Raw genomic sequence first — 21,094 nt, 5'->3', positions numbered from 1 at the left:
GCCGCTCACCGCAGAAGACGCAGAAGACGCAGAACAGAGCACACGCCGGTGTGCGGGACTGCTTGCCCGCACACCGGCGTACTCATGATCGTCGGTCGGCGTCGCGACCGCCGTCCGGGCCCGCGACCCGCGATACGTTCTCGCGCTCCTCGGGGTCCTCGCCGGGGGCGCCGGCGAACCAGGCGTCGCAGCAGTTCCCGGGCCTCGGGGGCAGCGGGAGCTTGGACGTCTCGGGGTTCCTTTCCGGTCGGCTACTCGGTGTACAGGACCAGGTCGTCAGCCGGCCACTCCCCCCGAAGCGGCCTTGGCGAGGTCGTCGAGCCAGCCCTGGTGGCCGTTGAGCACGGGGTCGGGGGTCTGCCCGGCCGGCCGAGCGGACGCGCTCAGTCCGGCAGCACCAGCCGCCCCGTCTCCCCCGGCTGGAGCCGCACCGCGCGGTCCGGGAGCCGGACGTCGATCGGGGTGGTGTCGGAGGCCGGGAGGATGATCTCCAGCTGGGAGTGGCGCAGCCGCAGGCGGACGCCCCAGTTGCCCTGATAGCGCAGGGAGAATCCGTAGGTGGACAGCTCGGGGAGGGGGACGGGATCCAGCCACAGGGCGCCCTGGCGGGTGGTGAGGCCGGTGAGGCCGCGCTGGACGAGGTCGAGGGTGCCGGCCATGGCGCCGAGGTGGATGCCCTCGCCGGTGGTGCCGCCCTGCACGTCGGCGATGTCGCCGCGCAGCGCCTCCTGGCAGAACTGCCAGGCCTCGGCGCGCCGGGCGCGGGCCAGCACCCAGCCGTGCACCAGGCCGCTGAGGGTGGAACCGTGGCTGGTGCGGTGCAGGTAGTGGTCGACGGTGCGGTGCCAGGTCTCCTCGTCCAGGCGCAGCCCGAGCCGGTCGAACAGGCCCTGGAGTTCGGGCGGTGAGAAGAGGTAGCCGAGCATCAGGACGTCGGCCTGTTTGGAGGCCTGGTAGCGGTTGACGGTGTCGCCCTCCGCCTCCAGGATCCGGTCCAGGCGGCGGATGTCCCCGTACCGCGCCCGGTAAGCGGTCCAGTCGAGTTCGGCCAGCTCGCCGTAGCCCTCGAACTGGCTGATCACGCCCTCGTGGAAGGGCACGTGCAGGGTGCGCGAGACCTCGTCCCAGCGATCCAGCTCGTGACCGTCGAGGCCGGTGCGCTCGGTGAGTTCCCGGCGGCGCGGCTCTGGCAGGGCGGCCAGCAGTTCCAGGGTGCGGGTGAGCACCCAGGCGGCCATGACGTTGGTGTACGCGTTGTCGTCGAGGCCGGGCTCGGTGGCGTCCGGGTAGGCGTCGTGGTACTCGTCGGGGCCCATCACGCCCTTGATGCGGTGCCGGCCCAGGCGCTCGTCCCAGGCCGCCGCGTCGGCCCAGAACCGGGCGATCTCGAGCAGCATCTCGGCGCCCTTGCTGTACAGGAACTCGGTGTCGCCGCTGGCCTCGCCGTACTCCCAGACGTTGTAGGCGATGGCCGAGCCGACGTGGTACTGGAGGTGGGAGTGGTCCGGCAGCCAGCGGCCCGAGCGCGGATTGAGATGCAGCTGCTGGGTCTCCTCCCGGCCGTCGCTGCCGCTCTGCCACGGGTACATCGCGCCTTTGCGGCCCGCCTCCCGGGCGGCGGTGCGGGCCTGCTCCAGGCGCCGGTGCCGGTAGTGCAGCAGGGACCGGGAGACCTCCGGGAAGTGCAGGTTGAGGTAGGGCAGCACGAACAACTCGTCCCAGAACACATGCCCCCGGTAGGCCTCACCGTGCAGCCCGCGCGCGGGGACGCCGACGTCGAGGTCCGCGGTGTGCGGCGACAGGGTCTGCAAGACGTGGAAGAGGTGCAGCCGCAGGATGCGGCCCGCCTCCCCCGGCACGTCCACGTCGGCCCGGCGCCACAGCTGGGCCCAGGCGACGCGGTGGCCGGCGAGCAGGTCGTCGAAGCCGGGAGCGCGGCCGACCCGGGCGATCGCGGCGTACAGCGGGTCGCTGATCGCCGAGTCCCGGGAGGTGTGCAGGGCGACGGTCTTGTCGACGGTGGCCGGGATGCCGGGCGCCAGCCGCAGCCGGGCCCGCTGGGTGGTGCGCGGGCGGGCGTGCCGGATCGTGAGGGGCCCCTCGGCGGTGAGGCGGGAGGCCATGCCGATCCGGATGTCGGAGGTGCGGGTGCGGCAGCGCAGCCACACCGTGTCCCCGGCCGCGGTGCCGGTATGCGCGTGAGTGAGGTGCCGGCCGTCCAGGTCCCGGTAGCGGGGGACGCCCGCGTTGGTGACGCCGGCGTCGAGGGCGGCCTCGACATGGAGTTCACCGCCGAAGCCGGTGGCGGTGAACTCGGTGCGCAGTGCGGCCAGATGCGGGTCGGCCATGTGCACCAGGCGCTCCTGGCGCACCGTCAGGGCGCGCCCGTTGCCCAGGCCGTAACGGGTCAGGCGTTCCAGCACGCCCGAGTCGAGGTGCACGGTCTGGCGGTGTTCGAGCACGGTCGCGGTGTCGGGAGTCAGCCAGGGCCGACCGCGCAGCCGGAAGCGCAGAGGGAGCCAGTTGGGCAGGTTGACCATGTCCTCGTTCTCGACGCTGCGCCCCGCCACATGGGAAGTCAGGCGGTTGTAGCAGCCCGCCACATAGGTGCCCGGGTAGTGGACATCGTCCGCGACGCACTCGGGGAGTGCGCCGCGGGTGGCGAAGTAGCCGTTGCCGAGCGTGCACAGCGACTCCCGCAGTCGCTCGTCGGCGGGCTCGTAGCCCTCGTACGTCCAGGTCCAGCCCGTCACTTCGGTGCTCCTCCCGCGTGCGGCGCGCCGGTCCCGCCGAATGCGACGGTGCCGGCGCCGTGCGGCAGCAGTCTCTCCCCACGGGCGCGTCCGGCCGTGCGGTCCACGCCGGTCACGGGGTGAAGCGACGAATCCGCCCCGGGCTCAGCAGGGCGTGGCCGTGCCCGCCGGGTCGCGCGTGAGGACGGTGACCCGGCGGAAGTTGCAGCCGCCGGGCGGCAGGTCCTCCGGGGCCGGGCCGCCCTGGTGCGCCTTGAGAGCCATGCTCACCAGGCTCTGCAGGAGGTCGATGTCCGTGTCGCAGTCCAGATGGACCGTCACCCACCGGGAGCCGGGCACCAGGCGTATCGCCGTCGACTCCTGGAGGTCGGCGGCGAAGCGCCGCAGGGCCCGGCTGGTGAGATGGAGGTCCACGTCGTGGTCGGAGTGGAAGTGGGCGATCTCGCTGTGGGCGGTGCGAAGTGCCCGTCCTGTGCCGCAACTGGCCGGTCCCGCTGTGAGGTCGGGCCAGGCCGCGAGTCGCTCCAGGGCGCGCTGGGCCAGAGTCATGGCCCCATCGTCACCTCCTCACCGCGCCGATACCAGAGGTTGCGCGTTTCGTAACCCAGGCGTGAGGTTCCTCGATCACCTCCCGGGAGTTCCCTAGGCGGGCATCCGCCGCTCCGGTGCCGGATGGCGGCGGGCCGCGAGGGCGCTGAGGTGTGCCTGGATGTACGGCACGGCGACGAGCGGGAGTTCGCCGTCCACGAAGGCGGGCTGCACATTGACCTCGAACACCACCCCGCCGTGCTCGATCGCCAGGTCGACGCCCGCGAACGGCAGCCCGACGGAGGCGGTGGCGGCCACGGCGAGCCGGGCGAGCGGCGCGGGAAGGTCGGCGGGGGCGATGTGCACGGGGGTGGCGCCCTGGCAGGTGTTGCAGGGGGTGTCGGGTTCCGGCTGGATGTGCTCGCGGGCGTGGACGACCTGGCCGTGCAGCACGAAGACCCGGTACTGGTGGCGGCGGCCGTCGGGCCGGAAGTTGCCCGCGTCGCGGGACAGCAGCCAGTCGGTGCCGCGCTCCGCGTAGTAGACGGCGGCGCGTTCCAGTTGCTCCTCGGTGGTGACGTGGAAGGTGTCGTCACCGCCGGTGCCGACGACGGGCCGGGCCCAGGTGTCGCGGCCGAGCTTGTCGAAGGCGGCGGCTGCCTCGTGCGGTGCGGGCCGGGACAGCACGGCGGTCTCCATGTGGGCGATGCCGTCGCGGCGGAACCGCTCCACGGTGCGGTCCTTCTCGGTGGCCGTGCGCCAGGCGGCGGTTCCGGTGCCCAGGGTGACGACGTCGTGCCGCTCCAGCAGCCGCTGGAACCCGGCGAGGGAGCGGCGGCGATGCGGCGGGATCTCGTAGAGCACGACGACGTCGGGCACCACGTCGAGGCGTTCCCCGGGCACCCGCAGCCGTAACCGGTCCCCGGCGTGGGCGGCGCGGCCGGATCCGCCGTCCGCGAAGTGCCGGGAGTCGATCCGGACGGGCGGGGCGCCGGTGAGCAGTTCGACGGCGCGGGCGAGGTAGTCGGCGCAGCCCTCGGGCGAGGTGGGGTCGGCGATCAGGGCGATGCACGGTCGGGACACTGCGGCCTCCAGTGGTTCTCCAAGCGCACGGTGCCGCGCGCACTCGGTCGCGCGGCCCGAGCGAACTCACGGGGTGGTGTCTGTGGCGCGGGCGGTCGGCGGCCCGTCGCTGATGGCTGCTCCGCCCACGTCGAACGGCGGTGCGGAGCCGTGCCGCCACACTGTAGGCGCGCGGCGGACGACCGGGACAGGGCGCATGCGTGGGCGGCCTGTCGCTCCGGCCTCTGCGCCGTACGCAACCGAGCGTGCGCCGTCCCACGCCCGCCCTGCGGTCAGGCTCCCGGCGCCGGTCCCGTGCTGCGGCGCACGACGAGTTCCACCGGTACGACGGGGTCGACCCGGGGCTCGCCGGTGCCGTCGATGCGGTCGAGCAGGAGCCGGAGCGCGCGGCGGCCGATCTCGCCGAAGTCGGTGCGCACGGTGGTCAGCGGGGGCAGCAGATGAGCGGCCTCCGGGATGTCGTCGTAGCCGACCACGCTGACGTCGTCGGGGACCCGGCGTCCGGCCTCGTGCAGGGCGCGCAGCAGGCCGAGGGCCATCTGGTCGTTGGAGGCGAACACCGCGGTGACCTCGGGCCGGGCGGCCAGGCGGCGGCCCAGCGCGTACCCGGAGTCGGCGCTCCAGTCGCCGGTGAGCGGCTCGGGGACCTCGGCGCCGGCCTCGGTCAGGGCGGCGCGCCAGCTGTCGAGCCGTACCTCGGCGGACGTCCAGCCGGTGGGGCCCGCGAGGTGGTGGACCGTGCGGTGGCCGAGGCCCAGCAGATGGCCGGTGGCGGCGCGGGCGCCCGCCCCGGAGTCGGCGGTGACCAGCGGGGTGTGGGCGTCGAGGGCGTTCTCCAGGACCACCATGGGGGTGTCGCGGCGGGCCTCGGCGAGGGCGTTGGCGACCCGGCGTTGCGGGGCGATGGCGATGACACCGTCGGCGCCCTCGGCGGTCAGGGTGTCCAGGGCGCGCACCACGGTGTCGCGTCCGGCGGTGTCGAGGGCGATGGAGCTGACCAGGTAACCGGCCGCCTGGGCAGCGGTGTTGACGGCGGTGAGGATGGAGGCGGGCCCGTAGCGGGCCGCGTCGAAGGAGATCACGCCCAGCATCCGGGTGCGTCCGCTGGCCAGCGAGCGGGCGCTGCGGCTGGGGCGGTAGCCGAGGGTGCGCATGGCCTCGGCGACGGCGGCGCGGGTCTCGGCGCGGACCGCCGGATGGTCGTTGAGGACCCGGGACACGGTCTGCTTGGACACCCCGGCCAGCCGGGCCACGTCGTCCATGACGGGTCGGCTGCCCGCGAAGCTGCGCCGGCTGCGTCCGCGCTGGGCCGGGCCGTCGGCGGAGCTGCGGGTCATGGCGCGTGGTCGTCCTTCGGCCTCGGGTCTTCGGCGGTACGGTCCCGCCCGGCGGATCCACAGGATAGGCCGGGCGGGCAGAGGGTGCCTCAGCCGGTGCGGGGAGGGTGAGGGGTGCTTCAGCCGGTGCCGGGCGGGCGGGGGGTGCCTCAGCCGGTGACCGGTGGGCCGGGGCGCGGGGGTGCCTCAGCCGGTGACCGGCGGGAGGTGCCTGAGCCGGTACCCGGCGGGGATGGCTCAGCCGGTGAGAGGCGGGGGTGTCCTCAGCCGGTGCCCGGCGTCCAGGTCTGGCTGGTGACGGCGGTGGCCGTCCGGACCTCGGCGGCCACCGCCTCCCCCGGGGCCCGCCCCGGCAGGTGCACCGGGGCGTCGGCGGCCAGCGGGAGCACCTTCACCGTGAGGCCGTGGGCGCGCAGACAGGAAGCCGGAGCCGCCGTCGGCGCGCACGGCCCAGCGCGGGGTGTCGTGGTCGTGCTGTCCGTCCGGCCGCCGCTCGGGCAGCACGGACTCCAGCGGCGCGATCCGGTCGCCGAGGTCGGCCAGCAGCGGGTGCTGGAGGCGCAGTTCGTGGTACGAGCCCCGGATCTGGCCGTACTCCCCGAGCGGGGCCTGGAAGTCGTACGTCAGCACGGGCAGATCGTTGGGGTAGCCGGTGGCGTGCGACTCCTGAAGGGTGGTCAGTTCGCCGACGGGGTTGGTCCCGCCGTGGAACATGTAGTAGCCCTGCCACACCGAGCCGCAGCCGATCTTCGTCAGGGCGAGGGCGCCGATGTCGGCCGCGTCGAGGCGGGGCCGCCGGTGGTAGGCGACGGCCATGCCGCTGCCGAGTTCGCAGGTGGCCCAGGGGAAGCGGTCGGTGGGGGCGGGGTCGCCGCCGCGGACGGTGGTGGGGCGCAGGTCGGCGCCGATGCCCTCGTCGTCGCGCTGGTGGGTGAAGAAGAAGTGCTTGCGGCAGGTCTCGGGCCAGCCCGCGTCCCACTCCGTCCAGAACGCCTCGGGACAGCCGCCGTGGAGCGGGAGGAGTTCGCCGGGCGGGAGCTGGACGCCGCGGGCTGGTCACCTCGATCGGGTCGGGGACGCCGGGCGCGTCGGCGAGCGGCAGGTGACCGGTGGCCGGCGGAGCGGCCGGGGCGGGGACGCGCAGCCGGTGCGGGCGCTGGTGCTGGTGCGTCATCGGGGCTTCTCCGGTCCGAGGTCGGGGGTGTCGGTGAGCCGGGCGCGGCCGGTGGTGGTGGCGTGCAGTTCGAGCAGGAGCAGCTCGTTGCGGCCGGGGCGCAGGACGGGCGCGGGGACGTACAGGGTGCGCTGGGGGCCGCGGTTCCAGTAGCGGCCGAGGTGGAAGCCGTTGATCCAGGCCTGGCCCTTGGTCCAGCCGGGCAGGGCGAGGAAGGCGTCGGCGGGTTCGTCGACCTCGAAGGTGCCGTGGTGGAAGGCGGGGCCGGTGGCCGGGGCCGTGCCGAGGGGGAGGTCGCGGAGGTCGTCCAGGGGCAACGGACGGCAGTCCCAACCGTCGAGCGGAGCGCCGTCGAAGGCGACCGGGCCGAGCAGGCCCTTGGGGGCACCGATGCGAGGGCCGTAGTTGACGCCGCCCATGTTCTCCACGAGCACCTCCAGGGTGGCGCCGGGGCGGGGGACGCGGACCGGCAGGGCCTCCTCGTGGCGTTCGCGTTCGAGCACGCCGGCGGGGGCGCCGTCGAGGAAGACCTGGGCGCGGTCGCCGACTCCGCCCGTGAAGTGCAGTACGCCGTCACCGGCGACGGGGACGGTGGTGCGGTAGAGGACGTAACCGGCGCGCTGCCCCAGCTCGTGCTGGGTGAGCGGGGCGCCGGGGGCGTGGACCGGCTCGGTACGGGCGACGGCGTACGGCAGCAGCGCGGCCCGGCGGTCCAGCTCGACGGCGGCCGGCGGGAGTTTGCGGCTCGGGGCGGGCACGGGCTCGTCCGGGACCGGGGCGTGGCGGGCGATCACCTCGCGGAAGGCGTGGTACTTCGGGCCGGGGTCGCCGTGCTCGGTGAGCGGCGCGTCGTAGTCGTAGGAGGTGACGACGGGGGCGTAGGCGTGGTCGTGGTTCGCGCCGTTGGTGAAGCCGAAGTTGGTGCCGCCGTGGAACATGTAGATGTTGACGGACGCCCCGGCCGCGAGCAGCCGGTCGAGATCGGCGGCGGCGTCGGCCCCGCTGCGGGTGTGGTGCTCCTCGCCCCAGTGGTCGAACCAGCCCACCCAGAACTCCGTGCACATCAGCGGGCCCTCGCTCCGGTGGGCGCGCAACCGGGTCAGATTCTCCTCGATCCGGCTGCCGAACGTGCCGGTGGCGAGGGTGCCGGGCAGGCTGCCGGCCGCCTGGTGCTCGGGGACGGCCTGGTCGCAGGTGAAGAGCAGCTCCTCGACGCCGCGCGAGCGGAAGGCCTGGTGCAGGTGGGTCAAGTAGGCGGTGTCGTCGCCGTAGGCGCCGTACTCGTTCTCGACCTGGACGGCGATCACCGGGCCGCCGGAGGCCGCCAGGTGCGGCAGCAGCGGGGGCAGCAGCAGGTCCAGATAGCGGTCGATGGCGCCGGTGAACCGGGGGTCGCTGCTGCGCAGCCGGATGTCCGGGCCGGCGGTGAGCCAGGAGGGCAGGCCGCCGCCGTCCCACTCGGCGCAGATGAAGGGGCCCGGGCGGAGCAGCACGTGCAGGCCTTCCGCCTGGGCGAGTTCCAGGTAGCGGGGCAGGTCGAGGATGCCGTCGAGGACGACGGGGCCGTCGGGGTCGGGCTGGTGGAGATTCCACGGGACGTAGGTCTCCACCGTGTTCAGGCCCATCAGGCGGGCCTTGTGCAGCCGGTCGGCCCACAGGTCCGGGTGGATCCGGAAGTAGTGCATGGCGCCGGAGATGATCCGCAGCGGTCGGCCGCGCAACAGGAATCCGTCGGAGGTGGTGGTCAGGGCGGGCATCGGGGCGGGTCCTCTCACCGGGGCGGTCGGGTGCGGTGCGCCTGAGTGTTACCGGTAACATCACCAGCGTCAAGATCCCCTGGGGCATTGGGGAAAGGGCTTTCCAGCAAGTGGACCGGCCGTGCCCCGAACGGGCCAGCGCGGGCAGCGCCATGGCGGCGAGGGGGTACGGATAGCGCACCCGTACCGAGCGAGGAGACGAACGTGCAGCCCTCGAACCAGCCCTACGGTCCCCAGCAGATGTCGTACGGCGACGGCCCCGCCACGACGGCCCCGCCGCCCGTGCCCCGGCTCGACACCGCCCGGCTGTGGGCCGGCGGCGTCATGACCGCCGGGGTCGCCGGACTCACCGCCGCGGGCGCCGTGCTGCTGGTGCGCGGAGTGCTCGGCATCGCGGTGTTCGCACCCGAGGGCGACGGCGCGGAGGGCGACGGCTCGACCGGGCTGCTGGCGGGCGGCGCGGCGGTGACCGCTCTCGCGGCGACCGCGCTGCTGCATGTGCTGATCCTCAGCACCCCGCACCCGGTCCGTTGCTTCGCCTGGATCATCGCCCTGGTGACGGCCGCGATCGTGCTGTTGCCGTTCCGGACGGCGACGGGTCTGGAGCCCAAGGTGGGCAGCGGGGCGGTGTACCTGGCGATCGGCGCGGCGGTCGGGTCCCTGCTGTCGGCGGTCGCCCGGGGGGCCACGCGGCGCGCCGCGTGAGGAGGGCGGCTCGGGTGGGGGCCGGCCCTCGCGCGGAGGGCTCGGCGGGGGCTGGGCTCAGGGACAGCGGAGCGCGGAGGGCCGGCCGGTGCCGTCCGCGGTGTGCGCCGCCCAGTCCAGGATCTGCACCGCCGCGCCCGCGGCCTCCAGCCCCTGGCAGCGGGCGTGGTGCCGGCGGGCGATGCCCGGCAGGTCGAGGTGGCGGCCGAAGGCGGGGTGGGCGGCCAGCCGTCGGGCGTAGGCCCACAGCCGTGGATGATCGGCGATGCGGTGGACGGCGGCGGCGTCCAGGTGCCGGCGGTGCACGGTGTCGAGCTGCACCAGGGTGACCCACACCTGTACGTCGGCGACGGTCATCCGGTCGCCCAGGACGAACTCCTGGAAGCCGAGCCGTCCCTCCCACTGCCGCAGCGTGCTCAGCAGCCGGGCCAGGGCGGTCCGGCGTTCGGTGGCGTCGGCGCCGGGTCGGCCGGCGCGCTGCGCGGCGTCGTTGACACCGTGCTCACAGAGGTGTTCGACGGCGGCGATCTCCTGCTCGGCACCGCGTGGATACAGCCCGCAGCGGTGGCTGCCGAAGTGCCGGGCCATGTCCCGCAGGATGTCCGGGGCGTGGGTGCTGACGATCCGTCCGGTCCAGTCGTCGCTCAGCACGGGTGCCGTGGCGGGGCCCGGGTGGTGGTGCGAACTCGCCTCGTACAGCGGGCGCAGGGCGGTGTGCCCGCCGTCCGGCCCGTCGGGCACGGTCGGCAGCAGGCTCACCGGGAGGGTGTGGTGCAGACCGAGCAGGCTGTGGGCGATGGCGAGCCGCAGGGAGTGCGGGCAGGACGGCGACAGGTGGAGGCGGTAACGGCGGGCGGCGGCGTAGTAGCCGCTGCTCGCGTCGCAGCCGATCCGGCCGCGCAGCGAGGGCTGGGTCGGCGGGCTGGTCAAGGGTGCGGCGGGCATGTCTCTCCCTGGATCCGGGGCCGGCTTCTGGGTGCGCGGAGGGCGGCGAGCGGAGCGCGAACAGCGCACGGAAGAGGGTGAGGGACGCGTGACGGCGTCGGCGCCTGCCCGTGCGCGCGAGGACGCGGTGCCGCGGGGCACCGTCGGTCAGTTCGGCGCGCTCGCCGCGCTGCAGACACGCAGGAGATCGATGTGGCGGCGGGAGGTCAGGAGCAGAGCCGGCCGCCCCGCGCGCACGGCGCGGTCGGCGGACGACTCCGGACGCTCCATCTTTTCCTACCTGTCCACTGGGGAATCTGTAAGGGAGTGTCAGGCGGCCCCGGGAGCCCGTCAAGAGGGCCTGTGCGGTTCCCGCCCGCCGTCCCACATGCCGGAAGGGACGGCTACGCCGCCCGGCCCGTCGGCGACGGGGCCGCCGGGTGGGTCCACAGCCCTCGCGCGGCCAGCCGCGGCAGGACGTTCTCGCCGAACCAGTACGCCTCCTCCAGGTGCGGGTAGCCGGACAGCACGAACTCGTCGATGCCCAGCCCGTGGTACTCGGCGATCCGCTCGGCGACGTCGTCGTGGCTGCCGACCAGGGCCGTGCCCGCGCCGCCGCGCACCAGGCCGATGCCCGCCCACAGATTGGGGTGGATCTCCAGATCGTCGCGCCGCCCGCCGTGCAGGGCGAGCATGCGCCGCTGGCCCTCGGACTCGCTGCGGGCCAGGCCCGCCTGCACGGCGGCCACCGTCTCGGGATCGAACCCGTCGAGCAGCCGCCGTGCCTCGGCCCACGCCTGCTCGGCGGTGTCGCGCGTGATGACGTGCAGGCGGACGCCGAAGCGGACGGTGCGCCCTTCCTTCTCGGCCAGCGCCCGGATCCAGGCGATCTTCCCGGCGACGGCGGCCGGTGGCTCGCCCCAGGTGAGGTAGACGTCCGCGTGGCGGGCGGCGACCTCCCCGGCGGCCGGCGAGGAGCCACCGAAGTAGATGGCGGGGCGCGGGTCGGGCAGGCGGGCGAGCCGCGCGTCCTCGACCCGCAGGTGCTCCCCCGCCAGATTCACGGACCTGCCGTCCCACAACTCCCGGACGATGTGCAGGAATTCATCGGTGCGGGCGTAGCGGGCGTCCTTGCCGAGGAAGTCGCCGTACGCGCGCTGCTCCTGGCTCTCCCCGCCCGTCACCACGTTGAGCAGCAGCCGGCCGCCGCTGTGCCGCTGGAAGGTGGACGCCATCTGCGCGGCGAGGGTCGGGGAGACGAAGCCGGGCCGGAAGGCGACCAGGAACTTCAGCCGCTCGGTGTGCCGGCTGACCATGGCCGTGGTGAGCCAGGCGTCCTCGCACCAGGCGCCGGTGGGGGTGAGTGCTCCGGTGAAACCGAGGTCCTCGGCGGCGCGGGCGATCTGGCCGAGGTAGCCGACGCTGGGCGGCCGGTCGGTCGCGGTGGCCGTGGCGGGGGTGCCGTGGCCGCCGCCGACGACATGCCGGCTGTCGCCGTTGGTGGGCAGGAACCAGTGGAAGGTGAGACTCATGTGCGCTTCTGGCCTCTCGCTCGTCGCGGGTGGTCGCGGGGGGGCGCTCATCCGGCCGCCGCCAGCAGGGTCGTACGGCTGCCGAGGGCGGCGGCGAACTGGTCGACGACCTGCGCCAGGGCCTCCGCCGCGCCCGGGGCGACGGACAGGTGGCCGTCGTCGGTCACCGCGATGTCCTTGTCGAGGGTGAACCAGCCCTGGACGATGTGCCCGGCGCCCATGGAGCTGAGCACGGGGCGCAGCGCGTAGTCGATGGCGAGGACGTGCGCGGTGGTGCCGCCGGTCGCCAGCGGCAGCACCGTCTTGCCGATCAGCGCGTACTGCGGCAGCAGGTCGAGCAGGGACTTCAGCAGCCCGGAGTAGGCGGCCTTGTAGACGGGGGTGCCGATCACTATGCCGTCGGCACGGTCGAACAGGGCGGCCGCCTCGACGATCGCCGGATGACGGACGTCCGCGCCGAGCAGGGCCTCGGCGGGCAGCGTGCGGACGTCCAGGGGGATCACCTGATGGCCCTGGGCGGTGAGCCGCCGGTCGAGGTGGCGCAGCAGCCGGGCGGTGCGGGAGGTGGCGGAGGGGCTTCCGGAGACGGACAGGACGGTGGCCATGGCGAACCCTTCGGAGTGCGGTACGGGAGGCGGTTCAGTCGCTGGTCTTCGGCAGGCCGGGCGGGTTGATCTCGGAGGTGGTCACGGCCTCGTCGGACAGTCCCCAGCGCGCCAGCACCTGGGCGTAGGTGCCGTTCTCGATGACCTCGTTCAGCGCGGCGGCCAGCGGCTTCACCAGGCCGCTGTCCTTCTTGGCGGTGGCCGCGATGAGGCCCTGGAGGCCGGCGCCGGCGCCGGAGTGGGTGCCGACGACCTCGGTCTCGCCGGAGGTGGCCGCGTGGTAGGCGGCGGTCGGGTGGGGGCCGAGGTAGAGGTCGATCCGGCCGGACCGGAGAGCGAGGTAGGTGTCGCTGTCGTTCTGGTAGTACTTGATGTCCACCGGCTCGCGGCCGGCCTTCTCGTTCGCCTTGCTCCACTCGATCAGCAGCTTCTCCTGGTTGGTGCCGCTGCCGACGGCGACGGTCCGGCCCGCCACGTCCTCGGGGCCGTCGACCTCGATGCCGCTGCCCTTCTTCGCCTCGAAGCCGAGGTTGTCCTCGCGGTAGGTGGCGAAGTCGTACTTCTCCTTGCGTTCCTCGGTGACGGTGATGTTGCTGAAGCCGACGTCGTACTTGGCGCTGTCGAGGCCGATGAAGATGTTCTCCCAGGAGACGGTGCTGAAGTGCGGCTCCAGTCCGAGCACGTCGGCGACCAGGTACGCGATGTCGGGTTCGACGCCGATCACGGTCTTGTTGTCGGTGGCGTGGAAGGTGAGCGGCGCGGCGGACCCTGAGGAGTCGACGATCTCCAGGGTGCCTCTCTCGCGGATCTCCTCCGGGACCTGGGCGGCGATGGCGTCGACCTTCTCCGTGGTGACGCGGTCCTGGTCGGGGCTGGTGTTGATCCTCGTGGTGGTGCCCTTGGCGTCCGCGACCTCGGTGGTGCCGCCCTCGTCGGGGTCGGCGCAGGCTGCGAGGACGAGAGCGGTGGCGAGTCCGAGGGCCGCTGCGGTGGTCCGGCGGGTGAGGGGGGACACGGTGGTTCTCCTTGCGGGCGTCAGGGCGTCAGGGCGTCAGAGCGGGCGGACGTCAGGGGGTGAGGGGTGGCCGGAGGACGGAGGGGCGGTCAGAGGACTTTGGAGAGGAAGGCGCGGGTACGTTCGTGGCGCGGCGCGTCCAGGACGGCCGCGGGCGGCCCCTGCTCCACGACGACTCCGTCGTCCATGAACACCACGGTGTCGGCGACCTCCCGGGCGAAGCCGATCTCGTGGGTCACGACGATCATCGTGGTGCCGGTGGCGGCCAGGTCCTTGATGACCTCCAGGACCTCGCCGACCAGCTCGGGGTCGAGCGCCGAGGTGGGCTCGTCGAAGAGCAGCACCTTCGGTTCGAGGGCGAGCGCGCGGGCGATGGCGACGCGCTGCTGCTGGCCGCCGGACAGCTGCCGCGGGTAGGCGTCGGCCTTGTCGGCGAGACCGACCCGGGCGAGCAACCGGCGGGCCGTCTCCGCCGCCTGCCCGCGGGGGCGGCGCAGGGCGGAGACGGGGGCCTCGGTGACGTTCTGCAGCACGGTCAGATGCGGGAAGAGGTTGAAGTTCTGGAAGACGAACCCGATGTGGGTGCGCTGCTTCAGCACCTCCTTCTCCTTCAGCTCGTACAGCCTGTCGCCGGAGCGGCGGTAGCCGACGAGCTCACCGTCGATGCTGATCCAGCCCCGGTCGACCTTCTCCAGATGGTTGATGGTCCGCAGCAGCGTGGACTTCCCGGAGCCGGACGGGCCGAGGATCACGGTGACCTCGCCCGGGCGGACCCGGAGGTCCACACCGCGCAGTACCTGAAGCGGGCCGAAACTCTTGTGGACGCCGTGGACGTCCACCATCACCTGGCTCATCGGATGTCTCCCGAGGTTCTGAGGGCGCGCCGGGCGCGCTGGAGCGGGGTGGGCGGCGGGGTGCGGTTCGCACCGCGGGCGTAGCGCCGTTCGACGTAGTACTGGGCGACCGAGAGCAGGGAGGTCAGCACGACGTACCAGGCGGTGGCGACGAGCAGCAGCGGGACGACCCGGCCGTTGCGGCCGTAGATCACCTGCACCTGGTAGAACAACTCGCCGATCGCCATGACGTACACCACCGAGGTGCCCTTGAGCAGGCCGATGATCTCGTTGCCGGCCGTGGGCAGGATGGCGCGCATGGCCTGCGGCAGCACGATCCGGCGGATCTGGCGCAGCCGGGGGATGCCGAGCGCGGCGGCGGCTTCCCGCTGTCCCTGGTCGACGGCGATGACACCGCCGCGGACGATCTCGGCGGCGTAGGCGGCCTGATGGAGGGTCAGCCCGATGACGGCGGCGCCGATGGTGCCGATGAGACTGTCGCTGTCGACGGACCAGAACACCGGTCCGAAGGGGATGCCGACGCCCAGCCGCTCGTAGAGGGCGCTCAGATTGAACCAGAACACCAGCTGGACGATCATCGGGATGGACCGGAAGACCCAGATGTACGTCCAGGCGACGGTCTGGAGCACCGGGCTGTGCGACAGCCGCATGAAGGCGAGCACGGTGCCGAGGAGGAAGCCGAACACGGTGGCGTAGGCGGTGAGCTGGAGGGTCACCCATACGGCCCGGACGATCGTCTCGGAGAGGACGTAGTCGGCGAAGACGTGCCACTCCCAGACGGGGTTGGTGGCCAGGCCGTGGGCGAACTGGGCGACCAGCACGAGCACGGCGACGGCGGCGGCCCAGCGGGCGTAGTGGCGGACGGGGACGACGGTGAACTCGGCCGGCCGGCCGTCCAATCGCTCCGCGGGCCGGTTCAGGGTGTCGCTGCTCATGGGTCACCTGTGCTCGGGCGGATTGATCCGCGACGCGTCGATCGCGGAGGCGGTGGTGCCCCACTTGGCCAGGATCCGGGCGTAGGTACCGTCCTCGATCAGCCGGTTCACCGCGGCCTGGAAGGCCTTGGTGAGCGGCGAGCCCTTCTTGAAGGCGAAGCCGACGTCGAGCCGGTGGTACTCGCCGAGGAAGGTGGTCCCGGACGCGGGCTGGGCGGCCTGGTGGCGCAGTCCGTTGATGGTCGACATGATCACGTCGATACGGCCCTGCTGGAGCGCGGTGAGCGTCGCCGCGTTCTCCGCGTAGACCTTGACGTCGTACGGTTCGCGGCCCGCCTTGGCGCACACGTCCTTCTCCGCTTCGAGGGTGGCCTCGAAGGTGGTCCCGGCTCCGGTGCCGACGGTCAGGCCGCACAGCTGGACGAGGCCGGTGACCTTGCCCTTGAGCGCGGTGCCGCCCTTCTTGACCGCGAAGCCCTGGCCGTCGTTGACGTACGTCACGAAGTCGACCCGCTTGAGGCGTTCGGCGGTGACGCCGAAGTTGCCGGTGCCGACGTCGAACTTGCCGCTGCCGAGGGCGGGCAGGATCGACTCGAAGGAGGCCTCCTGGCGTTCCAGCTTCAGCCCGAGGACCTTGGCCACCGCGTCGGCGAGGTCGATGTCCTGTCCCGCGGGCTCCCGGCCCGAGCCGTTCGGGTAGTACGCACCGGGCGGGAACCCGATCGAGCTGCCGATCCGCAGGGTGCCCGAGGCCCGCACGTCGGCGGGCAGCAGCGCGGCGATCGACCTCACCTCGCGCACGTCGGCCACCGGGTCGTCGGTCGGCGCGGGGGACGCCTGGGCGCCCACCGCCGTCGTGCCGGTCGTACCGCCGGTGCCGCAGGCGGTCAGCGCGAGCACGGGCAGCAGTGCGCCGGCGAGCCGGGTCGCGGTGCCTCGGAGGTTCACTGGGGGGCCGCCTTTCGGATCGGTGCGGTGGTACGGGGGGCCGGCGGCAGGTGCTTCTCGAAAGGCAGCGGGCCGAGGGTCCGCGGGTCGGCGTCCGTGTCGAACAGCGGGGTGTAGCCGGTCGCCAGATACAGGGCGCGCGCCTCGGGCTGGCGGGGCCCGGTGGTCAGGAGGACGCGCCGGTAGCCTCGGGCGGCGGCCTCGCGTTCCAGCTCGGCGACGACCCGCCGGGCGAGGCCGCGCCGCCGGTGCGCGGAGTGCGTCCATATGCGCTTCAGCTCGGCGGTGGCGGCGTCGTAGCGGCGGAAGGCACCGCCCGCGACCGGCTCGCCCGCTTCGAGGAGCAGCAGGAGGAGGCCTCCGTACGGCGCCGTGAACTCCTCGTCGGGGTAGCGGGCCAGTTCCTCGTGGGCGTCCTTGCCGTAGCGGCGGGAGTACTCGTCGCCGAGTTCGCGCAGCAGGGGCGCGACTCTCGGGTCGGCTACCGGGACTTGAATGACCGTCAGTTCCGGTGCGGAGGTCATCCCTGCACCGCCGCCAGGGTGTGGGCGCCGTGTGCCGCCGCGCGCCCGGCGTCGCGCTTGGCGACTTCCTCACGGACGATCGGGATGACGTGCCGGCCGAAGTCGATGGCGTCGCCCAGCAGGTCGTAGCCGCGGGCGGAGAGGATGTCGACGCCCAGGTCGTAGTAGTCGAGCAGGGCCTGGGCGACCGTCTCGGGGGTGCCGACCAGGGCGTTGGAGTTGCCCGCGCCGCCGGTCGCGGCGGCGGTCGGGGTCCACAGGGCGCGGTCGTAGCGCTCCCCCGCCTCCGCGATGGCGATCAGCCGCTGCGAGCCGGTGTTCTCGGGGGCGGTGTCGCGGTGGTGGCGGACCAGGCCCGCCTCGCGGCGCCCGCGGATCGCGCCGACCGTGCGGTGGGCCTTCTCCCAGGCCAGTTCCTCGGTCGGGGCGATGATCGGCCGGAACGCCACCTGGATGCGGGGCACGTCGGTGCGGCCCGCCGCCTTCGCCGCGGCCCGCACGGCCTCGATCTGCTCGGCCGTCCGCTCCAGGGGCTCGCCCCACAGGCAGTAGATGTCGGCCTCTGCGCCGCCCGCGGCGTACGCGGCGGGCGAGGAGCCGCCGAACGAGACGTTCGGGCGGGGCTGCTGGACGGGGAAGACATCGCTGACGAAGTCGTGGAAGCGGTAGTGGTCACCCTCGTGGTCGAAGGGCTCGTGCGTGGTCCAGATCTTCTTGACGATCCTGATGTACTCGCGGGTGCGCTCGTAGCGCTGGTCCTTCGTGAGGGTGTCGCCCTCGCGGCCCTGCTCGTGGTCGTTGCCGCCGGTGATGAAGTGCACGGTCAGGCGGCCCTCGCTGATCTGGTCGAGGGTGGCGAAGGTCTTCGCGGCGAACGTCGGGTAGGAGACGTTCGGGCGGTGGGCGAGCAGGATCTGCAACCGCTCCAGCCTGCTCGCCACGTAGGCGGCGGCGGGTGCGGGGTCGGGCGATCCGGAGCCGTAGGCGAACAGCACCCGGTCCCAGCCGTGGTCCTCGTGGGCGCGGGCGAGGCGGAGCGTGTACTCCTTGTCGAAGGCGGCGCCGGAGCGCGGGGTGGTCTCGGAGCCGTCGTTGGTGGCGGCGATGCCAAGGAACTCCACGGGCATGGGAGAGGGCCTTTCCTCGGGTTCGCCGAGGACGTTCGGCGCACGTGCCCCTCGCACAGGGGCGTGCGGGCACGGCCGGGCGACCTCGCTGCGGAACCGGATGGTGAACGGTGTGAACCGATGCGAACGGTGGTGAACGGTGGTGAACGGGCGTGACGTCGCCGGGGCAGGGAGGCGCGGCACGGCCGGGAGGGGCGGCGTCGAGGTGGCGCCGGGAAGAGAGAAGAAGCAGGCCTGTCCACAGGCCGGCCGAGAACGGAAGCGGGCCGGTCAGACGGCCCGTCGCGGCATCAGGCGCGACACGCTGCGGACCACACCCGACCGAAGTCGATGTGGCCACGGGTGACCAGGCGCTGCTCGGCGTTCATGCGATCAATTGAGCAGTACATCGCGCGTCTCGTCAACCGCGGCCCGGATGACGGACGGCCGGCTTCGGCCCCCGCGCAGTGCCTGCTCAGCCAACTTCCCTAGATTTCCTATCGATTTACTAGGAAAGTATTGACGGTGGTTCAGGAGGTGCGCAGGATGAGGCACATGGCCACTGCCCCCGCACCGCCCCAGCCCACCGCGGAGTCCCGGCGAACCGGGCCCGGCCGCGCGCACTGGCTGCGCGTGACCCGTGAGACGGCGGACGACCTGGCCACCGACGCGGTGGTCCGGGAGCAGGCCGGCAAGGCACCGTTCGACGAGGTGTCCCGGCTGCGCGAGGCGGGCCTGCTGACCCTGTTGATACCGGCCGGACTCGGCGGCGGGGGCGCGGACTGGCCCACGGCCTACGCCGCCGTGCGGGAGATCGCCGCCGCCGACGGCGCCATCGCCCAGCTCTTCGGCTCCCACACGTTCCTGTCCTGGAGCGCCCGGTTCCTCAACGAGCCCGCGCTCGCCGCCCGCATCGACCGGCGGTCCGCCGCCGAGCAGTGGTGCTGGGGCGGGGGCCTGGCCCGCCAGGAGCCGTCACTGGCCCTGACCCCGACCGCCGACGGCCAGGCGCTGGACGGGCGGCAGAGCTATGTCACCGGAGTGCTGGTGGCCGACCGCCTCGCCGTCCGGGCCGTGCGCGCCGACACCGGAGAACCCGTCGCCGTCCTGGTCGATCCCGGTGCGCCCGGCGTACGCGTCGACAACGATGCCGACACCTTCGGCCAGCGGCTCGCGGCCGGCGGCAGCGTGGAGTTCGACGCCGTCCCGGTGGCCGCCGACGACATCCTCGGTTCGCTCTCGACGGAGGAGGACGCCCTCTCCCCGCGGGCCGCGCTGGTGTCGCCGGTCGGACGGCTGCTCTCGGTCCAGCTGCGGCTCGGCATGGCCGAGGGCGTGCTCGCCGAAGCCCGCGACTACAGCCGGGCGGGCCACGCGCCCTGGCACCCCGCCTGGCCGGCCGGCTCCCCGCACGACCCGCATGTGCTGACCGCCTTCGGTGAACTCACCGTCCTCGTGCGCGCCGCCTCCGCCCTCGCCGACCAGGCGCTGGCCGCCGTGTGCGCCGGGCTGGCCCTCGGCGACGACCTCACCTTCGAGGAGCACGCGGACATCGCCGTCCTGGTGGCGATGGCCGAGGCCGCGGCCTCCCGGGCCGCGCAGGAGTCCACCGCCCGCGCCCTCGACATCGTCGGCGCCCGCTCGACCCCGGCGCGGCTCGGCCTGGACCGCTTCTGGCGCAACGCGCGCACTCACACCCTGTACGAGCCCGTCGCCCACCGCCTCCGCGACGTCGGGGACTACTTCCTGAACGGCGCGCACCCGGCGTTCGTCCTGCCCCTCTGACGCCGGCCCGCGGCATCCGGGGAGGCCCCGCCCGCCGTCGCGGCACCAGGGCCCACCCGCGGGGAAGCACGACCGAGACCTGCGGGATAATGGCCGTATGCGGATCTCAGCCAGGGCGGACTACGCGGTACGTGCCGCACTGCAGCTCGCCGCGTCACGGGACGACGGGCCACTGAAGGCCGAGGCGATCGCGGCCGCCCAGGACATTCCGCACAAGTTCCTCGAGAGCATCCTGAACGACATGCGCCGCGGCGGTCTGGTGCTCAGCCAGCGCGGCGGCAACGGCGGATACCGGCTGGCCAAGCCCGCCGAGTCCATCAGCATCGCCGACGTGATCCGTATCGTGGACGGCCCCCTGGTCTCCGTGCGCGGGGTCCGGCCCCCGGAGCTGTCCTACACCGGACCCGCCGAGTCCCTGCTGCCGCTGTGGATCGCGCTGCGGTCCAATGTGCGGGAGATTCTGGAAGGCGTGTCGCTCGCCGACGTGGCGTCGGCCCAACTCCCCGCGGACGTCTCGGCGTTGGCCCATGCTCCGGACGCCTGGGTGAACCCCTGACTCCCAGCCCCTGATCCGCCTCGGGCTGGCGCCCGATCCACCCTGCGACGCCCCTCCGATCCCGCCATGCGAGATGGCAACGTCCATCATTTGAACACCCCCTTGGGGTGTGGGCGCCTTTCTGCCACGATCCCTAGCAACCAGGTAGGAAAACTAGGGATCCGTGGGGGGTCGGCATGCGCACGTGCAACCGCGCGGGTCTCCTCCTGCCGCGACTGACCTCACGTCGCCACATCGATCTCGGCCGCACGTCCAGCGCCATCTGTCGGCTCGTCTGAGACCGTCCGCGGCACCCCGGCACCCCGCGGGAGCCCCGTCGTGCTCGCCCTGGGCCTGCCCCTCGCACTTCCGTACCCGCGTACTTCCGTACTCGCGTACTTCCGTGATCACCCATCCCCGAGAGGACACCTCCGTGTCTGCCGCACGACCGCTCACCGCCCTGCGCGCCCTCGCCGCCACAGCGGCCCTCCCCCTCCTGCTGACCGCCTGCGGCTACGGCGCCGAGTCCACGGACGACAACCAGCGCTCCGAGGTCGCGGCGGACGCCGAGAAGCTGTCCACCGACGAGGTGCGGATCGGCTACTTCCCCAACCTCACGCACGCCACCGCCCTGGTCGGCCGCGAACAGGGTTTCTTCCAGAAGGAGCTGGGCGGCACCGAGGCCAAGTACGCCACCTTCAACGCGGGCCCCTCGGAGATCGAGGCGCTGAACTCGGGGTCCATCGACATCGGCTGGATCGGCCCCTCCCCCGCCATCAACGGCTACACCAAGTCCGGCGGCAAGAACCTGCGGATCATCGGCGGTTCGGCCTCCGGCGGCGTGAAGCTGGTGGTGAACCCGGAGAAGATCAAGTCGCTGAAGGACGTCAAGGGCAAGAAGATCGCCACCCCGCAGCTCGGCAACACCCAGGACGTGGCGTTCCTCAACTGGATCTCCGAGCAGGGCTGGAAGGTCGACGCGCAGAGCGGCAAG

The 21,094-nt window shown here is 73.2% G+C and carries 19 protein-coding genes and 1 pseudogene; 5 read left to right on the top strand and 15 right to left on the bottom strand.

The window, feature by feature from the left end:
- Positions 1–383: 383 nt before the first annotated feature.
- The 6 genes and pseudogenes from VE614_RS05615 to VE614_RS05590 form a co-directional block, all read right to left on the bottom strand.
- On the bottom strand, positions 384–2,753 hold the full coding sequence (locus VE614_RS05615) for a glycoside hydrolase family 65 protein (RefSeq protein WP_324932982.1): 2,370 nt from the start codon (positions 2,751–2,753) through the stop codon (positions 384–386).
- Between the two features lie 144 nt (positions 2,754–2,897).
- Complete coding sequence (locus VE614_RS05610; protein WP_324932979.1) at positions 2,898–3,302, bottom strand: luciferase family protein; 405 nt, start codon at positions 3,300–3,302, stop codon at positions 2,898–2,900.
- A gap of 93 nt (positions 3,303–3,395) precedes the next feature.
- Positions 3,396–4,364: an alpha-L-glutamate ligase gene (locus VE614_RS05605; RefSeq protein WP_324932976.1), complete on the bottom strand. Its 969-nt coding sequence runs from the start codon at positions 4,362–4,364 to the stop codon at positions 3,396–3,398.
- Between the two features lie 272 nt (positions 4,365–4,636).
- Positions 4,637–5,701, bottom strand: a complete 1,065-nt coding sequence (locus VE614_RS05600; RefSeq protein ID WP_324932973.1) for a LacI family DNA-binding transcriptional regulator — start codon at positions 5,699–5,701, stop codon at positions 4,637–4,639.
- A 417-nt stretch (positions 5,702–6,118) separates the two neighbouring features.
- Positions 6,119–6,748 (bottom strand): annotated as a pseudogene (locus VE614_RS05595) (glycosyl hydrolase family 35); the annotation flags it as partial.
- 123 nt (positions 6,749–6,871) lie between these two features.
- Positions 6,872–8,632, bottom strand: a complete 1,761-nt coding sequence (locus VE614_RS05590) for a beta-galactosidase (protein WP_324932970.1) — start codon at positions 8,630–8,632, stop codon at positions 6,872–6,874.
- Positions 8,633–8,836: 204 nt separating this feature from the next.
- On the opposite strand from VE614_RS05590, the gene VE614_RS05585 reads away from it, so the two are divergent.
- Entirely contained in the window at positions 8,837–9,337 is a 501-nt protein-coding gene (locus VE614_RS05585; protein WP_324932967.1) for a DUF6069 family protein, read from the top strand.
- 57 nt (positions 9,338–9,394) lie between these two features.
- Here VE614_RS05585 and VE614_RS05580 read toward each other — a convergent pair whose 3' ends face one another.
- The 9 genes from VE614_RS05580 to VE614_RS05540 form a co-directional block, all read right to left on the bottom strand.
- Positions 9,395–10,282, bottom strand: a complete 888-nt coding sequence (locus VE614_RS05580; protein WP_324932964.1) for a glutathione S-transferase C-terminal domain-containing protein — start codon at positions 10,280–10,282, stop codon at positions 9,395–9,397.
- Between the two features lie 383 nt (positions 10,283–10,665).
- Positions 10,666–11,793 carry an LLM class flavin-dependent oxidoreductase gene (locus tag VE614_RS05575; protein WP_324932961.1) on the bottom strand — a complete coding sequence of 376 codons (1,128 nt, stop codon included), beginning with the start codon at positions 11,791–11,793 and terminating at the stop codon, positions 10,666–10,668.
- 47 nt (positions 11,794–11,840) lie between these two features.
- Entirely contained in the window at positions 11,841–12,398 is a 558-nt protein-coding gene (ssuE, locus tag VE614_RS05570) for an NADPH-dependent FMN reductase (protein WP_324932958.1), read from the bottom strand.
- 34 nt (positions 12,399–12,432) lie between these two features.
- Positions 12,433–13,413 carry an ABC transporter substrate-binding protein gene (locus VE614_RS05565; protein WP_324932955.1) on the bottom strand — a complete coding sequence of 327 codons (981 nt, stop codon included), beginning with the start codon at positions 13,411–13,413 and terminating at the stop codon, positions 12,433–12,435.
- Between the two features lie 89 nt (positions 13,414–13,502).
- Positions 13,503–14,267, bottom strand: coding sequence for an amino acid ABC transporter ATP-binding protein (locus VE614_RS05560; protein WP_324932952.1), 765 nt, complete (start codon positions 14,265–14,267; stop codon positions 13,503–13,505).
- Positions 14,264–15,202, bottom strand: a complete 939-nt coding sequence (locus VE614_RS05555) for an amino acid ABC transporter permease (RefSeq protein WP_324932949.1) — start codon at positions 15,200–15,202, stop codon at positions 14,264–14,266. The genes VE614_RS05560 and VE614_RS05555 overlap by 4 nt, the downstream gene beginning before the upstream one ends.
- 3 nt (positions 15,203–15,205) lie before the next feature.
- The gene (locus VE614_RS05550; RefSeq protein ID WP_324932946.1) at positions 15,206–16,150 is read right to left on the bottom strand and encodes an ABC transporter substrate-binding protein; all 945 of its coding nucleotides are present in this window, start codon (positions 16,148–16,150) and stop codon (positions 15,206–15,208) included.
- Positions 16,147–16,674, bottom strand: a complete 528-nt coding sequence (locus VE614_RS05545) for a GNAT family N-acetyltransferase (protein ID WP_324932943.1) — start codon at positions 16,672–16,674, stop codon at positions 16,147–16,149. The genes VE614_RS05550 and VE614_RS05545 overlap by 4 nt, the downstream gene beginning before the upstream one ends.
- On the bottom strand, positions 16,671–17,801 hold the full coding sequence (locus tag VE614_RS05540; protein WP_324932940.1) for an LLM class flavin-dependent oxidoreductase: 1,131 nt from the start codon (positions 17,799–17,801) through the stop codon (positions 16,671–16,673). The genes VE614_RS05545 and VE614_RS05540 overlap by 4 nt, the downstream gene beginning before the upstream one ends.
- Before the next feature lie 534 nt (positions 17,802–18,335).
- Here VE614_RS05540 and VE614_RS05535 point away from each other — a divergent pair.
- From VE614_RS05535 to VE614_RS05525, 4 genes are all read left to right on the top strand, one after another.
- Positions 18,336–19,565 carry an acyl-CoA dehydrogenase family protein gene (locus VE614_RS05535; protein ID WP_324932937.1) on the top strand — a complete coding sequence of 410 codons (1,230 nt, stop codon included), beginning with the start codon at positions 18,336–18,338 and terminating at the stop codon, positions 19,563–19,565.
- 97 nt (positions 19,566–19,662) lie between these two features.
- Positions 19,663–20,121, top strand: coding sequence for an Rrf2 family transcriptional regulator (locus VE614_RS05530; RefSeq protein ID WP_324932934.1), 459 nt, complete (start codon positions 19,663–19,665; stop codon positions 20,119–20,121).
- A 176-nt stretch (positions 20,122–20,297) separates the two neighbouring features.
- Positions 20,298–20,399, top strand: coding sequence for a putative leader peptide (locus VE614_RS33670; protein ID WP_414719525.1), 102 nt, complete (start codon positions 20,298–20,300; stop codon positions 20,397–20,399).
- 134 nt (positions 20,400–20,533) lie between these two features.
- On the top strand, positions 20,534–21,094 hold a 561-nt coding region (locus VE614_RS05525), incomplete at its 3' end, for an ABC transporter substrate-binding protein (RefSeq protein ID WP_324932931.1).

The sequence above is a fragment of the Streptomyces sp. genome, assembly GCF_035645055.1.
GTDB lineage: Bacteria > Actinomycetota > Actinomycetes > Streptomycetales > Streptomycetaceae > Streptomyces.
The sequence above is the reverse complement of the archived record's forward strand: the minus strand, read 5'-3'. Positions and strand labels throughout refer to the sequence as shown.